The 14,173-nt window shown below is 72.0% G+C and carries 15 protein-coding genes and 1 pseudogene; 4 read left to right on the top strand and 12 right to left on the bottom strand.

The genetic code is table 11. From position 1 onward, the window contains the following. Positions 1 to 5: 5 nt before the first annotated feature. Entirely contained in the window at positions 6 to 1,310 is a 1,305-nt protein-coding gene (locus tag ACZ7JZ_RS28555; protein WP_470944151.1) for an MFS transporter, read from the bottom strand. A gap of 103 nt (positions 1,311 to 1,413) precedes the next feature. Here ACZ7JZ_RS28555 and ACZ7JZ_RS28550 point away from each other — a divergent pair, with 103 nt between their 5' ends. Next, a complete protein-coding gene (locus ACZ7JZ_RS28550; RefSeq protein ID WP_470944149.1) occupies positions 1,414 to 2,295 on the top strand; it encodes a winged helix-turn-helix transcriptional regulator in 882 nt (293 codons plus the stop codon). A gap of 52 nt (positions 2,296 to 2,347) precedes the next feature. On the opposite strand, the gene ACZ7JZ_RS28545 is transcribed toward ACZ7JZ_RS28550, so the two are convergent. Together ACZ7JZ_RS28545 and ACZ7JZ_RS28540 are read right to left on the bottom strand one after the other, a co-directional pair. Further along, positions 2,348 to 2,920 carry a TetR/AcrR family transcriptional regulator gene (locus tag ACZ7JZ_RS28545; protein WP_470944147.1) on the bottom strand — a complete coding sequence of 191 codons (573 nt, stop codon included), beginning with the start codon at positions 2,918 to 2,920 and terminating at the stop codon, positions 2,348 to 2,350. Beyond that, positions 2,920 to 3,240, bottom strand: coding sequence for a DMT family transporter (locus ACZ7JZ_RS28540; RefSeq protein WP_470944144.1), 321 nt, complete (start codon positions 3,238 to 3,240; stop codon positions 2,920 to 2,922). Before ACZ7JZ_RS28540 ends, ACZ7JZ_RS28545 begins: the two co-directional genes overlap by 1 nt. Before the next feature lie 151 nt (positions 3,241 to 3,391). Between ACZ7JZ_RS28540 and ACZ7JZ_RS28535 the strand changes: the two genes are divergently transcribed. Continuing rightward, on the top strand, positions 3,392 to 4,519 hold the full coding sequence (locus tag ACZ7JZ_RS28535) for a hypothetical protein (RefSeq protein ID WP_470944143.1): 1,128 nt from the start codon (positions 3,392 to 3,394) through the stop codon (positions 4,517 to 4,519). A gap of 73 nt (positions 4,520 to 4,592) precedes the next feature. Here ACZ7JZ_RS28535 and ACZ7JZ_RS28530 read toward each other — a convergent pair. The 9 genes and pseudogenes from ACZ7JZ_RS28530 to ACZ7JZ_RS28490 all read right to left on the bottom strand — a co-directional run. Then, positions 4,593 to 4,904: pseudogene (locus tag ACZ7JZ_RS28530) on the bottom strand (metal-sulfur cluster assembly factor); the annotation flags it as partial. Positions 4,905 to 5,023: 119 nt separating this feature from the next. Further along, on the bottom strand, positions 5,024 to 5,485 hold the full coding sequence (gene sufU / locus ACZ7JZ_RS28525) for a Fe-S cluster assembly sulfur transfer protein SufU (protein WP_470944140.1): 462 nt from the start codon (positions 5,483 to 5,485) through the stop codon (positions 5,024 to 5,026). Positions 5,486 to 5,513: 28 nt separating this feature from the next. Further along, positions 5,514 to 6,770: a cysteine desulfurase gene (locus tag ACZ7JZ_RS28520; protein ID WP_470944137.1), complete on the bottom strand. Its 1,257-nt coding sequence runs from the start codon at positions 6,768 to 6,770 to the stop codon at positions 5,514 to 5,516. Next, positions 6,767 to 7,531 (bottom strand): Fe-S cluster assembly ATPase SufC, encoded by a 765-nt coding sequence (sufC, locus tag ACZ7JZ_RS28515; RefSeq protein ID WP_470944135.1) that lies wholly within the window; start codon positions 7,529 to 7,531, stop codon positions 6,767 to 6,769. The genes ACZ7JZ_RS28520 and sufC overlap by 4 nt, the downstream gene beginning before the upstream one ends. 7 nt (positions 7,532 to 7,538) lie before the next feature. Beyond that, positions 7,539 to 7,856, bottom strand: coding sequence for a bifunctional 3-phenylpropionate/cinnamic acid dioxygenase ferredoxin subunit (locus ACZ7JZ_RS28510; RefSeq protein WP_470944133.1), 318 nt, complete (start codon positions 7,854 to 7,856; stop codon positions 7,539 to 7,541). Beyond that, positions 7,856 to 9,034, bottom strand: a complete 1,179-nt coding sequence (gene sufD / locus ACZ7JZ_RS28505; protein WP_470944130.1) for a Fe-S cluster assembly protein SufD — start codon at positions 9,032 to 9,034, stop codon at positions 7,856 to 7,858. The genes ACZ7JZ_RS28510 and sufD overlap by 1 nt, the downstream gene beginning before the upstream one ends. Before the next feature lie 71 nt (positions 9,035 to 9,105). Then, positions 9,106 to 10,521, bottom strand: a complete 1,416-nt coding sequence (gene sufB / locus ACZ7JZ_RS28500) for a Fe-S cluster assembly protein SufB (RefSeq protein ID WP_470944127.1) — start codon at positions 10,519 to 10,521, stop codon at positions 9,106 to 9,108. Next, positions 10,518 to 11,255 (bottom strand): helix-turn-helix transcriptional regulator, encoded by a 738-nt coding sequence (locus ACZ7JZ_RS28495; protein WP_470944277.1) that lies wholly within the window; start codon positions 11,253 to 11,255, stop codon positions 10,518 to 10,520. Before ACZ7JZ_RS28495 ends, sufB begins: the two co-directional genes overlap by 4 nt. Positions 11,256 to 11,383: 128 nt before the next feature. Beyond that, positions 11,384 to 12,187: a formate/nitrite transporter family protein gene (locus tag ACZ7JZ_RS28490; protein ID WP_470944125.1), complete on the bottom strand. Its 804-nt coding sequence runs from the start codon at positions 12,185 to 12,187 to the stop codon at positions 11,384 to 11,386. 121 nt (positions 12,188 to 12,308) lie between these two features. Here ACZ7JZ_RS28490 and ACZ7JZ_RS28485 point away from each other — a divergent pair, with 121 nt between their 5' ends. Together ACZ7JZ_RS28485 and ACZ7JZ_RS28480 are read left to right on the top strand one after the other, a co-directional pair. After that, positions 12,309 to 13,235 (top strand): ABC transporter ATP-binding protein, encoded by a 927-nt coding sequence (locus ACZ7JZ_RS28485; RefSeq protein WP_470944122.1) that lies wholly within the window; start codon positions 12,309 to 12,311, stop codon positions 13,233 to 13,235. After that, positions 13,232 to 14,014: an ABC transporter permease gene (locus ACZ7JZ_RS28480; RefSeq protein WP_470944120.1), complete on the top strand. Its 783-nt coding sequence runs from the start codon at positions 13,232 to 13,234 to the stop codon at positions 14,012 to 14,014. The genes ACZ7JZ_RS28485 and ACZ7JZ_RS28480 overlap by 4 nt, the downstream gene beginning before the upstream one ends. Positions 14,015 to 14,173: the final 159 nt, after the last annotated feature.

Here is a 14,173-nt window from a genome sequence, read left to right as displayed (position 1 = left end):
GAACGCTAACCGGCCGCGGCCGCTGCGGGCGAACCGGTCTCATGTGCCGGGCGCCCGGCCCCGCCCGGCCCTGCGTCCGGGGAGGCGGCCGCCGGGGAGCCGGCCCGGGCCGGCGCGGAGGCCGCCGTCCTGCGGCCGGCCAGGAGGACGGCGGTCCCGGCAGCGAGGCCCAGCGCCGCGCACAGCGGCCACAGCAGCCCGGGGGCGGCGGCGTACAGGGCCCCGCCGAGCGGCGGTCCGAGGACGACCCCGGTCACGGACACCCCCGCGTACAGGCTCTGGAAGCGCCCGGCCGCGTGCGCGGGGGCCTCGTCGGCGACGTAGGCGGTGGCGGTGGTCTTGTAGAGGATCTCGCCGAGGGAGAGCAGGACCATCATGGCGAGGGCGGTCGCGATGCCGGTGCCGAGCAGCAGGGCCGCGTACCCGGCGCCCACCAGGACCAGGCCGGTGCCGATGACCCGCAGGGCGGGGTGGCGGCGCAGGGTGAGGGCCAGGGGGAGTTCGAGGAGGAGGATCACGGCCCCGTTGACGGCGACCAGCAGCCCGTACGCCCGGGTGCCGAGGCCGTGGTCGGCGAGGTGCACGGGGAGCGTGTAGTACTGCTGCCGGTAGACCACGTCGACCACGACGATCGAGCCGAGGAGCACCAGCAGGGCGGGCCGGGCGCGCAGTTCGCGCAGGATGCCGCCGCCCCGACCCCCGTCCGGGGCTGCGGCCGGCCGCGGTGCACCGGCCTCGGGGACCACCCGCGCGGTCCAGGCGGCGAGGAGGAGGGTGCCGAGCCCGTCGCCGACGAACAGCCAGTCGTACGAGGCGCCCGTCGCGACCAGCGCCCCCAGCGGGGGCCCGATGGCGAACCCGCCGTTCGCGGCGCACCGGATGACGGCGAAGGACTGCCGGCGGCCCCCCTCGGGCACGGTCACGGCCACGAGAGCGGCGTTCGCGGCGCGTACCACCCCCGAGGCGTACTGGGCGGCGGGCAGGGCCGCGTACATCAGGGCGGTGGGCAGCAGCGGCAGGGAGACGAGGACGGCTCCCCCGGCGGCGGAGGCGGCGAGCAGCACCCGGCGGTGGCCGAGCCGGTCCCCGAACCAGCCGCCGGTGAAGTTGCCCGCGACCAGCCCGATGCCGCCGAGCCCGGTGAGCACCCCCGCCTCGGCGGCGCCGAGTCCGCGCGGTCCGGTCAGGTACAGGAAGACGAAGACGAAGGTGAAGCTGACGACGGCGTTGACGAACCCGCCCGCCGCCAGCAGCCAGACCGCCTTCGGCACCTCCTTGAGCCCGCTCCGCACCCCTGTGTCCCGTGCCATGCGCACACCCGCCCCCCGAGTCAGTTCCCTTTGGGAACCGACTATGCCAACATGGCAGCCTCGGGTCAACGCCCCCCAGGGACTCACAGGAACCGGAGCGGACATGGCCCAGCGCACGAGCCTCGGTGACGCCGACTGCGCCATCGCGCAGTCCCTCGACGTGGTCGGGGACTGGTGGACGCTGCTGATCGTGCGCGACGCGGCCCGCGGCCTGTCCCGCTTCGAGGAGTTCCAGCGCGAGCTGGGCGTCTCCCGGAAGGTGCTGGCCGAGCGGCTGCGGCTGCTCACCGACGCCGGTGTGCTGACCCGGGAGCCGTACCAGGACCGCCCGGTCCGGTACGCCTACCGCCTCACCCCGCGCGGCCGCGCGCTGCTGCCCGTCCTGGTCGCACTCCAGGACTGGGGTGACACCTGGGTACTGGGAGAGGGAGAGATGACGGCGACCACGGCGCAGGCCTCACGGGAGGCGGAGCGCGTCCACGCGCTGAGGGGCACCCGGCTGCCGGAGCTGCTGCTGCCGGACGCGGACGGGGAGCCGCGCGATCCGGTGGCGGACACCGCGCACACCGTCCTGTACTGCTTCCCCGGGGCGTACGCGCGCTCCGACGCGTACCCGCCGGGCTGGGCCGGGATCCCCGGCGCCCGCGGCTGCACGCTGGAGTCGTGCACGTACCGCGACCAGCTGGCCGAGTTCACGGCCGCCGGGGTGACGGTCACCGGGGTCTCCACGCAGCGCCCCGACGAGCAGCGGGCCTTCGCCGCGGCCGAGCGCCTGAACTTCCCGCTGCTGTCGGACGCGGACCTGGCCCTGACGGCGGCCCTGCGGCTGCCGACCTTCCGGGCGGGCGGGGTGAGCCGGATCAAGCGGCTGACCCTCCTGGTGGACCGCGACCGCACGGTCCGCGAGGTCTTCTACCCGATCACGGACATCGAGGCGAGCGTGACGGCGGCACTGGCGGCGGCCCGGACGGCGGCCAACGGCTGACGGGCGGCGGCCAACGGCTGACCGCTGGCGTACGGCGGGTGGCAGGCGGCAGCTAGGCCGCCCCGCCGCCCCCCGCCGGCGCCCCCCGCAGGATCCGGGACAGCACCTCGCGCGCGTAGGACGCGTCGTACGCGCCGCCCGTCAGCAGCACCTGGAGGCAGATGCCGTCCATGGCCGCCACCAGGGCCCGGGCCGTGACCGGGTCGCAGCGGTCCGCCAGGGCCGCCGCCACCGACTCGCCCCACTCCGCCGCCACCGGCCGCAGGGCGGGGCGCCGCAGGGCGGCGAGGTAGAGCTCGTACTCCAGCTCCGCCCGGGCCCGCTCCCCGTCCAGCCACTCCCCCAGCAGCGCGGCGAGCGCCCCGGCCAGGTCCCGGCCCGGCTCCGCGACCAGCGGGTGGCCGGCCGTCTCGCGGGCGAAGGAGTCGTTGGCCCGGCGCAGGGCGGCGACGAGCAGGTCGTCGAGGGTGGCGAAGTGGTACGTCGTGGAGCCCAGCGGCACGTCCGCCTCCGCGGCCACCGAGCGGTGGCTCAGCCCCGCGATCCCCTTGGCGGCGACCACCCGGATCGCCGCGTCGACGATCCGGTCCCGGCGGCCGGGGTCGTACCGGCGGCCCGCCGCCATCAGTGGGAGCCGCCCAGGTTCAGCAGGACCACCCCGGCGATGACCAGCGCGATCCCGGCCAGTTTGGCCGCGCCCGCCGCCTCCCCGAGGAAGAGCATCCCGATGGCCGCGACGGCCGCGGTGCCGACCCCGGCCCAGATCGCGTAGGCCGTGCCGACGGACATGCTCTTGAGGGTCTGGGCGAGCAGGGTGAAGGCGATGAGGTACCCGACCACCGTGATCACCGAGGGCCAGAGCTTCGTGAACCCCTCGCTGAACTTCATGGCGGTGGTTCCGGCGACTTCCGCGGCGATGGCCGCGGCCAGCAGGAGGTAGGGCATGTGTACGAGCGTACACATCGTTGCGTACACCCGTACACATCCGGTCCCGCGCACCCCCTGCACCACCCGCACCTGGCCCGCCCCGGATGCAACCGGACCTGCGGGTTAGGGTGTCCGTTCCATCAGGTGACCAGCAGCAACGGGGGAAGAGATGGCACACGGAACGGGATGGGGACCACAGCCCTGGGGCGGCGGCTGGATGCCCCCGCCGCCGCAGCCGGGGGTGGTTCCGCTGCGCCCCCTGACCCTCGGCGAGATGCTCGGCGGGTCCTTCTCCACCCTCGGGCGGTACTGGAAGCCGCTGGCCGCCGTCACCGCCGTCGCCCACGGCGCGGCCGCCCTGGTCGTGGCCGCGGCGGCGGGGCTGGCGCTGCTCTTCGTCTACCCGGAGCTCGACGCGGTCCTCCAGACGTTCACGCACGAGGAGGGCGCCGACCCCGGGCACGTGACGACGCTCCTGCTCGCCGCGCTGCCCGTGGGCGTGGTCGCCTTCCTGGCGGGGCTCGCCCTGTACGCGGTCCTGACGGCCGTCTTCCCGGCCGTCCTGATGGACGCGGTGGCGGGCCTGCCCACGACCGCCCGGGAGCTGGGGCGGCGCTGCCTGCCGCGGACCCCCGCGGTCCTCGGCACCCTGCTGCTGACCTGGCTGGTCGTGGCCGCGCCGGTGGCCCTCGGGGCGCTCCTGGGCCTCGCGGGGATGTTCGCGGCCGGGGTGGACTCGCACGGCCCCGGTGCGAGCGTGCTGTTCGTGCCGCTGGGGCTGCTCGCCACCCTGCCGGTCAGCATCTGGCTCGGCGTGAAGCTGGGCCTCGCCCCCGCGGCCGCGGTCTGCGAGGGCCTGGGCCCGGTGGCCGCGATGAGCCGCTCCTCGCGGCTGGTGAGCGGGGGCTGGTGGCGGGCGTTCGGGATCGCGCTGGTGACGATGATCATCGCGGCGACCCTGGCGTACCTCATCCAGATGCCGTTCTCGCTGGTCGGCGTCTTCGCGCTGTTCCCGGCCGCCCTGACCGATTCCGGCGACGGGGCCTCCGCGGCCGGGGCCGTCGGCGGGTTCGTCGTCTACTTCATCGTGCTCATGGTGGGCTCGGTCCTCGGCCAGCTCTTCCAGATCGGCTACCCGGCCCTGGTCTCGGGCCTGCTCTACGTCGACCTCCGCATGCGCAAGGAGGACCTGGCCGCCACCCTCACGGCCACGTACGCCCCGGGGTACCCCACCGGTCCCGCAGGCCCCGCAGGCCCCACCACTCCGTACGGGCCCGGCCCCGGCCCCGCCGTCTGAGGAGCCGGCCCGGACGCACGAAGGCCCCCCGGCTGCTGCCGGGGGGCCTTGCGCATGTCCCTGCGGAACGGGATCAGACGTTGAAGCCCAGCGCGCGGAGCTGTTCGCGGCCGTCGTCGGTGATCTTGTCCGGGCCCCACGGGGGCATCCAGACCCAGTTGATGCGGAGCTCGTTGACGATGCCCTCGGTCGCCGACTTCGCCTGGTCCTCGATCACGTCGGTGAGGGGGCAGGCGGCCGAGGTCAGGGTCATGTCGAGGGTGGCGATGTTGGCGTCGTCGATGTGGACGCCGTAGATCAGGCCCAGGTTGACCACGTCGATGCCGAGCTCGGGGTCGACCACGTCGTAGAGGGCCTCGCGGACCTCCTCCTCGGTGGCGGGCTTGAGCCCGGCCTGCGGGGCCGCGGGGGCCGCGACGGCCTCCGTCGCGCCCTCGGCCGCCTTCGCCGCCTCGGCGCTCTCGCCGGCCTCGGCCACGGCGGCCTCGGGCGTTGCGTTCTCGGTCATGCCGTCTTCCTCTCGGCGTCGCCCAGGGCCTGGGCGGTCGCGTCCTTCCACGCCATCCAGCTCAGCAGCGCGCACTTCACACGGGCGGGGTACTTGGAGACGCCGACGAACGCGACCGCGTCCTCCAGCACCTCCTCCATGGCCTCGTCGGGCTCGATCCTGCCCTTGGACTGCATCATCTCCAGGAAGGTGGCCTGGATCCGCTGCGCCTCGGCGAGCTCCTTGCCGACCAGCAGCTCGTTGAGCACCGACGCGCTGGCCTGGCTGATGGAGCAGCCCTGGCCCTCGTACGAGACGTCCGTGAGGGTCTCGCCGTCGTACTTCACGCGCAGCGTGATCTCGTCGCCGCAGGTCGGGTTGACGTGGTGCACCTCGGCATCGCCGTCGCGCAGGCCACGCCCGTGCGGGTGCTTGTAGTGGTCCAGGATCAGTTCCTGGTACATCGAATCCAGCTTCACAGCGGCCCTCGTCGCCTCGTCGCCCTCGTTATCCGAAGAAGTTCCGTACGTGCTCCAGCCCGTCGACGAGCGCGTCGACCTCGGCCGGAGAGTTGTACAGGTAGAACGACGCCCGCGTGGTCGCAGGAATTCCGTACCGCAGGCAGACCGGGCGCGCGCAGTGGTGTCCCACGCGGACCGCGATGCCCTGCTCGTCCAGGACCTGGCCGACGTCGTGCGGGTGGATGTCGCCGAGTACGAAGGAGAGCGCGGCGCCGCGGTCCTCGGCCGTGGTGGGGCCGATGATCCGCAGGTCCGGGACCTCCTGGAGCCGCTTGAGGGCGTACTCCGTGATCGCGTGCTCGTGCGCGGCGATCTTCTCCATGCCCACCGAGGTCAGGTAGTCCACGGCCGCGCCGAGGCCGACGGCCTGGGCGATCGGGGGCGTACCCGCCTCGAACTTGTGCGGCGCGGGGGCGTACGTGGAGGAGTGCATCGAGACGGTCTCGATCATCTCGCCGCCGCCGAGGAACGGGGGCAGGTCCTCCAGCAGCTCCTGGCGGCCCCACAGGACGCCGATGCCGGTCGGGCCGCACATCTTGTGGCCGGTGAAGGCCACGAAGTCGGCGCCGAGGGCCTGCACGTCCAGCGGCATGTGCGGGGCGGCCTGCGAGGCGTCGATCAGCACCAGGGCGCCGACCTCCTGCGCACGCCGGACGATCGCCTCGACGGGGTTGACCGTGCCGAGCAGGTTGGAGACCAGCGCGAAGGAGACGATCTTCGTCTTCTCCGTGATGACCTCTTCCATGTTCGACAGGTCGAGCCGGCCGTCGTCGGTGAGGCCGAACCACTTCAGCTTCGCGCCCGTGCGCTGCGAGAGCAGCTGCCACGGCACGATGTTGGAGTGGTGCTCCATCTCCGTGATGGCGATCTCGGTCTCGTGGTCGACCCGGTAGGGCTCCTCGGCCCAGCCGAGCATGTTGGCCACGAGGTTGAGCGACTCGGAGGCGTTCTTGGTGAAGATCACCTCGTCGCGGCTCGGCGCGTTGATGAAGGCGGCGACCTTGTCGCGGGCGCCTTCGTACAGTGCCGTGGCCTCCTCGGCGACCACGTACACGCCACGGTGGACGTTGGCGTTGTGCCGCTCGTAGTACTCGTTCAGGGCGTCGAGCACCTGACGCGGCTTCTGCGAGGTCGCCGCCGAGTCCAGGTAGACGATCTTCTTCCCGTCGTGGACCACACGATCCAGCAGGGGGAAGTCCTTGCGGATCGCCTCGATGTCGAGGAGGCCGGGCAGCTGCGTCACGCGGTCACGCCACCCTTCACGTACTTGTCGTAGCCCTCGGCCTCCAGCTGGTCGGCGAGCTCGGCGCCGCCGGACTCGGCGATGCGGCCGTTCGCGAACACGTGCACGAAGTCGGGCTTGATGTAGCGCAGGATGCGCGTGTAGTGGGTGATCAGCAGGGTGCCGACCTCGCCGGACTCGCGGACGCGGTTGACGCCCTCGGAGACGATGCGCAGGGCGTCGACGTCGAGGCCGGAGTCGGTCTCGTCGAGGATCGCGATCTTCGGCTTGAGGAGCTCCAGCTGGAGGATCTCGTGGCGCTTCTTCTCACCGCCGGAGAAGCCCTCGTTGACGTTGCGCTCGGCGAAGGAGGGGTCCATGGACAGCTGCTCCATGGCCTCCTTGACCTCCTTGACCCAGGTGCGCAGCTTGGGGGCCTCGCCGCGGATCGCGGTGGCGGAGGTGCGCAGGAAGTTGGAGACCGAGACGCCGGGGACCTCGACCGGGTACTGCATGGCGAGGAAGACGCCGGCGCGGGCGCGCTCGTCGACCTCCATCTCCAGGACGTCCTCGCCGTCGAGGGTGACGGTGCCGCCCGTGACCGTGTACTTCGGGTGGCCGGCGAGGGAGTACGCCAGGGTGGACTTGCCGGAGCCGTTGGGGCCCATGATGGCGTGCGTCTCGCCCTGCTTCACGGTGAGGTCGACGCCCTTGAGGATCTCGCGGGAGCCGTTCTCGGTCTCGACGGAGACGTGCAGGTCGTGGATTTCAAGCGTAGCCATGGGTGCCTCAGGACTCCTGGGAGAGGGAGACGAGCACATCGTCCCCTTCGATCTTTACGGGGTATACGGGAACAGGGCGCGTGGCGGGCAGGCCCGAGGGCTTGCCGGTGCGCAGGTCGAAGGCGGATCCGTGGAGCCAGCACTCGATCTGGCAGTCCTCGACCTCGCCCTCCGAGAGCGAGACGTTCGCGTGCGAGCAGATGTCGTGGATCGCGAACACCTCGCCCTCGGTGGAGACGACGGACACCGGCGTGCCGTCGAGCTCCACCCGCAGCGGGGTGTTCTCGCTCAGCTCGCTCAGCGCGCAGGCCTTCACGTACGTCATCAGACGGACGCTTCCAGCTCGGCCTCGATCTTGGCGATCAGGCGCTCCTCGATGTCGTCCACGCCGATCTGCTGGACGAGCTCGGCGAAGAAGCCGCGCACGACCAGGCGGCGGGCCTCGTCGGCCGGGATGCCGCGGGCCTGGAGGTAGAAGAGCTGCTCGTCGTCGAAGCGGCCGGTGGCGGAGGCGTGGCCGGCGCCGACGATCTCGCCGGTCTCGATCTCCAGGTTGGGGACCGAGTCGACCCGCGCGCCGTCGGTGAGGACGAGGTTGCGGTTCATCTCGTACGTGTCGGTGCCCTCGGCGGTCTTCTCGATGAGGACGTCGCCGATCCACACGGCGTGGGCGGCCTCGCCCTGGAGGGCGCCCTTGTAGACCACGTTGGACTTGCAGTGCGGGGCGTCGTGGGTGACCAGGAGGCGGTGCTCCTGGTGCTGGCCCGCGTCGGTGAAGTACACGCCGAGCATCTCGGCCTCGCCGCCGGGGCCGGCGTAGGAGACGCGCGGGTGCAGGCGCACCAGGTCGCCGCCGAAGGTGACCACGACGGACTTGAAGGTCGCGTCGCGGCCGACGAGGGCGTTGTGCTGCGAGGTGTGGACGGCGGTGTCGTCCCAGTCCTGCACGGACACGAAGGTGACCTTGGCGCCGTCGCCGACGAGGATGTCGACGTTGGCGGCGCGCACGCCGTCGCCGGTGTGGTCGATCACGATGATCGCCTCGGCGAAGGGCTTGACGTCGAAGACGGTGTGCCCGAAGGTCGTGCCGCCCTCGCCGTGCAGGGCCACGCGGATCGGCTCGGCGAGCACGGTCTCCTTGGGCACCGTGACGACGGTGGCCTTGGCGAAGGAGGAGAACGCCTGCGCCGAGACGCGGTCGACCGGCTTGCCGGCCTTGCCGATGCGCTCGTCGCCGCGGTCCACGGACTCGACGGTGACGCCCTCGGGGGCGTCGATCTGGGCCTTCATGGTGCCGTTGGCGACGGCGGTGCCGTCGTGCAGGCCGCGCAGGCGCTCCAGCGGGGTGAAGCGCCACTCCTCCTCGCGGCCGTGGGGCACGGGGAAGTCGGCCACGTCGAAGGACGGGGGCGCGCTCATCCGGGTGGCGACGGTGGACTCGGCGGCCACCGCGATCGCGCCGGCCGTCGTGGAACCGGCCGGAATGTTCTGAGCCTCAGCCATGGCTGTCGTCTTGCTCTCTTCCTACGTCTACAGAATCGTCGCTGTGCTGCGGGTGTCGGGCCGTCGGCGGATCAGCCGACGGAGCCCTCCATCTGCAGCTCGATCAGCCGGTTGAGCTCCAGCGCGTACTCCATCGGCAGCTCCTTGGCGATCGGCTCGACGAAGCCGCGCACGATCATGGCCATGGCCTCGAACTCGGTGAGCCCGCGCTGCATCAGGTAGAAGAGCTGGTCGTCGGAGACCTTGGAGACGGTGGCCTCGTGGCCCATGGTCACGTCGTCCTCGCGGACGTCCACGTACGGGTACGTGTCCGAGCGGGAGATGGTGTCCACGAGCAGGGCGTCGCAGAGCACGTTGCTCTTGGAGCCCGCGGCGCCCTCGCCGATCTCGACCAGGCCGCGGTAGGAGGTGCGGCCGCCGCCGCGCGCCACCGACTTGGAGACGATGTTCGAGGAGGTGTTCGGCGCCATGTGGACCATCTTGGAGCCGGCGTCCTGGTGCTGGCCCTCGCCCGCGAAGGCGATGGACAGGGTCTCGCCCTTGGCGTGCTCGCCCATCAGGTAGACGGCCGGGTACTTCATGGTGACCTTGGAGCCGATGTTGCCGTCGATCCACTCCATGGTCGCGCCCTCGTACGCCACGGCGCGCTTGGTGACCAGGTTGTAGACGTTGTTCGACCAGTTCTGGATCGTCGTGTAGCGGCAGCGGCCGCCCTTCTTCACGATGATCTCGACCACGGCGGAGTGCAGCGAGTCCGAGGAGTAGATCGGGGCGGTGCAGCCCTCGACGTAGTGGACGTACGCGTCCTCGTCGACGATGATCAGCGTCCGCTCGAACTGGCCCATGTTCTCCGTGTTGATGCGGAAGTAGGCCTGGAGCGGGATCTCCACCTGCACGCCCTTGGGCACGTAGATGAAGGAGCCGCCCGACCACACGGCGGTGTTCAGCGAGGCGAACTTGTTGTCGCCGACCGGGATGACGGTGCCGAAGTACTCCTTGAAGAGCTCCTCGTGCTCCTTCAGCGCGGTGTCGGTGTCGACGAAGATGACGCCCTGCTCCTCCAGGTCCTCGCGGATCTGGTGGTAGACGACCTCGGACTCGTACTGGGCCGCGACACCGGCGACGAGGCGCTGCTTCTCCGCCTCCGGGATGCCGAGCTTGTCGTACGTGTTCTTGATGTCCTCGGGCAGGTCCTCCCAGGAAGCGGCCTGCTTCTCGGTGGAGCGCACGAAGTACTTGATGTTGTCGAAGTCGATGCCCGAGAGGTCGGAGCCCCAGGTCGGCATCGGCTTCTTGCCGAAGAGGCGCAGGCCCTTGAGGCGGAGGTTGAGCATCCACTCGGGCTCGTTCTTCTTGGCCGAGATGTCGCGGACGACATCCTCGTTCAGACCGCGCTTGGCGGCGGCGCCGGCCGCGTCGGAGTCGGCCCAGCCGTACTCGTACTTGCCCAGACCCTCGAGTTCAGGGTGAGCAGTCTCCGTGGTCATGCGGGGTTCCTCCCGGCCGTGCTTGCAGATGCTGGTGTGGTGGTCTGTGCGGCGCTTCGCGGAATGAACGTCGTGCACACCCCGTCGCCGTGGGCGATGGTGGCCAGACGCTGCACGTGCGTCCCGAGCAGGCGGGAGAAGACCTCGGTCTCCGCCTCGCACAGCTGCGGGAACTGCTCGGCTACGTGCGCGACCGGGCAGTGGTGCTGGCAGAGCTGTTCTCCGCTGCGCGGACCGGGAGCGCTGCGCGCCGTAGCAGCGTACCCGTCCGCGGTCAACGCCTTGGCAAGGGCCTCGGTGCGCTGTGCGGGGGCGGCCGCTTCCACGGCCTCCCGGTAGGCCTCGGCCTGGGTCGCCAGCCTGGCGCGGGCGAAGGCGGCGACGGCCGCTTCGCCCTGCTCCCCGCCGCCGGCCGCCTGCGCGATCCAGCGCAGGGCGTCCGCGGCGAGCGCGTCGTAGGACTGGTCGAAGGTCTCGCGCCCGCAGTCCGTGAGGGCGAAGACCTTGGCGGGCCGGCCCCGGGTGCGGGCGCCGTACACGCGCTTCTCGCGGGCTTCGACCACGTCCTCGGCGACGAGCGCGTCGAGGTGGCGGCGGACGGCCGCCTGGGTGAGGCGCAGGCGCTCGGCGAGGTCGGCGACGGTGGACGGGCCGTTGTCGAGGATCGAGCGCACCACCCGGTTGCGGGTCGACCGCTCCCCGGTGGCGAGCTCCCCCTGGGGGGCCTCGATCATCCGTTCGCCGTTTTTCACAACGCCATTGTTGCGTAATTAGTCGAGCCCCGACAAGCCGTGACGGAGGCCACTCCTGGTGTCCTCTATCACTAAGGGTTACCTTATTTGTCTACGGAGAGTTATTCGGATCATGGCATTCCGGTTGTCCGGCGGGCCTCCCCCTCGGGCCTGCTGGAGCCCCCCGCGAACCAGTACACGGCCCCCACCAGCAGTCCTCCGCCCACGATGTTTCCGGGCACCACGTAGAAGAGGTTCCGCAGGAGGTCACCGAAAGACGCCGAACCGTCCAGGACGGCCATGCTGAAAACGGCCATGTTCGCCACGCAGTGTTCGAAACCCACGGCGACGAAGACCGCCACGGGCAGCCACAGCACGAAGATCTTCGCGGCATCGCCCCTGGCCCGGGAGAACATCCACACCGCCAGGCAGACGAGCATGTTGCAGAGCACCCCGCGCCAGAAGAGCTGCCCCCCGCTGAGCGCCGCCTTCCCGTGCACCATCTCGGCGAGCATGGCCCGCGCGGAGGGCGAGGAGGCCACCCCGGAGGCGTGCACCATCGCCCCGAAGGCGAAGGCCCCCGCCAGGTTCCCGACCAGGGAGAGGGCCCAGCTGCCCAGCAGGTCCCTGATCCCGGTCCGGCCGGTCAGCGCCCCCACCAGCATGACCATCACGTTGCTCGTGAAGAGCTGCGCCCCGGCGAACATCACGATCGTCAGCGCGATCGGGAAGACCGCCCCCTCCAGCAGCCGCGTGGCCGCCGACCCGGAGGCCACGAACGGCGAGACCGCCACCAGCAGCAGCACCTCGCCGATCGCGATGTACGCCCCCGCCAGCATCGCCGAGACCAGGTAGCGCGGCGGGTGCGCCAGGTCCCGGGCCTTGTGCTCGGCCAGCCCCGAGGTGGTGTCGACGTTCTGCGCGATGCTGTTCACCCTTTCGACGCTAGGGTTCCCGGCGGCCCCGTCCGACGGGAAAAAGTCATGACATAAGGGCCCCGGGCCCCGGCGCCCCCCGGGACCTCCGGCCCCCCGCGCGCTCCGTAGACTCGCCCGCATGAGTTACGACCCCGCCGTGGAGATCCGCGGACTGGTGAAGCGGTACGGCGCCGAGACCGCGGTGGACGGGCTGGACCTCACGGTCGCCGGCGGCTCGGTGACCGCGGTCCTCGGGCCCAACGGCGCGGGCAAGACCACCACCGTCGAGACCGCCGAGGGCTACCGCCGCCCCGACGCCGGCACCGTCCACGTCCTGGGCCTCGACCCGGTCGCCGACGCCGCCCGGCTGCGTCCCCGGATCGGCGTGATGCTCCAGTCCGGCGGGGTCTACTCCGGCGCCCGCGCGGTCGAGATGCTCACCCACATGGCCAAGCTCTACGCCGACCCCCTGCCCGTCGCCCCGCTCGTCGAGCGCCTCGGGCTGGGCGGCTGCGGCCGCACCCCCTACCGCCGGCTCTCCGGCGGCCAGCAGCAGCGCCTGTCCCTGGCCATGGCCGTGGTGGGCCGCCCCGAGCTGGTCTTCCTCGACGAGCCCACGGCCGGTCTGGACCCCCAGGCCCGCCGGGCCACCTGGGAGCTCGTACGGGAGCTGCGCGCCGACGGGGTCACCGTCGTGCTCACCACCCACCACATGGACGAGGCCGAGCAGCTCGCCGACGAGGTCGCGATCGTGGACGCCGGCCGGGTCGTCGTCCAGGGCAGCCCCGAGGCGCTGTGCCGCGGCGGGGCCGAGAACACCCTGCGCTTCACCGGCCGCCCGGCCCTCGACCTGGCCTCCCTGCTCAAGGCCCTGCCCGACGGCACCGGGGCGGTCGAGCTCACCCCCGGCAGCTACCGCGTCACCGGCGGCGTGGACCCCCAGCTGCTGGCCACCGTCGCCTCCTGGTGCGCCCAGCACGGCGTCATGCCGGACAGCCTCTCCGTGGAGCGGCACACCCTGGAGGACGTCTTCCTCGAACTGACCGGTAAGGAGCTGCGCGCATGAGCGCCGGCACGTTCGCCCCCAGGCCGGGCGCGGCCCCCGTCACCCGCATGATCGCCGCGCAGACCGCGCTGGAGACCCGGATGCTGCTGCGCAACGGCGAGCAGCTGCTTCTGACCGTGGTGATCCCGGCCCTGCTGCTGGTGCTGTTCTCCACCGTCGACATCGTCTCCCTGCCCACGGGCGGGGACGGGTCCGGCAGGGCCGTGGACTTCCTCGCGCCGGGCGTGCTCGCGCTCGCCGTGATGTCCACGGCCTTCACCGGCCAGGCCATCGCCACCGGCTTCGACCGGCGGTACGGGATCCTCAAGCGGCTCGGCGCCTCCCCGCTGCCCCGCTGGGCGCTGATGGCCGCCAAGACCCTGTCGGTGCTGGTCACCGAGGTGCTCCAGATCGCCCTGCTGACCGCCATCGCCTTCGCGCTGGGCTGGTCCCCGCAGGGCGGGCCGCTGCCGGTGGCGGTGCTCGTCCTGGCCGGTACGGCCGCCTTCTCCGGGCTGGGCCTGCTGATGGCGGGCACCCTGAAGGCCGAGGTCACCCTGGCCGCCGCCAACCTGGTCTTCCTGCTGCTCCTGGTGGGCGGCGGGGTGATCGTCCCGCTGGACCGCTTCCCGGAGGCCCTCCAGGGGGTGCTGGGCCTGCTGCCGATCGCCGCCCTGTCCGAGGGGCTGCGCGAGGTGCTCCAGCAGGGGGCCGGGATGCCGTGGCGCGAGGTCGCCGTACTCGCGGGCTGGTCGGTCCTCGGGCTGGGCGCGGCGGCGCGCTTCTTCCGCTGGGAGTAGCGGGAGGAGCCCGTACGGCCTCCGGGATCGGCTCCTGCGGCCGCCCGCACGCCCGCCGGGACCGTTCGGCGGGCCTCCGGCCGACCGGAAGTGACCGGCCGGTAGTGACCTGCCCGCGCGGATGCGCCAGGATGGAGCGCCTCCGGGACACGGAGGTCG

This window comes from Streptomyces sp. NPDC038213, assembly GCF_055600495.1.
This window is presented reverse-complemented; position numbering and strand designations above follow the sequence as displayed.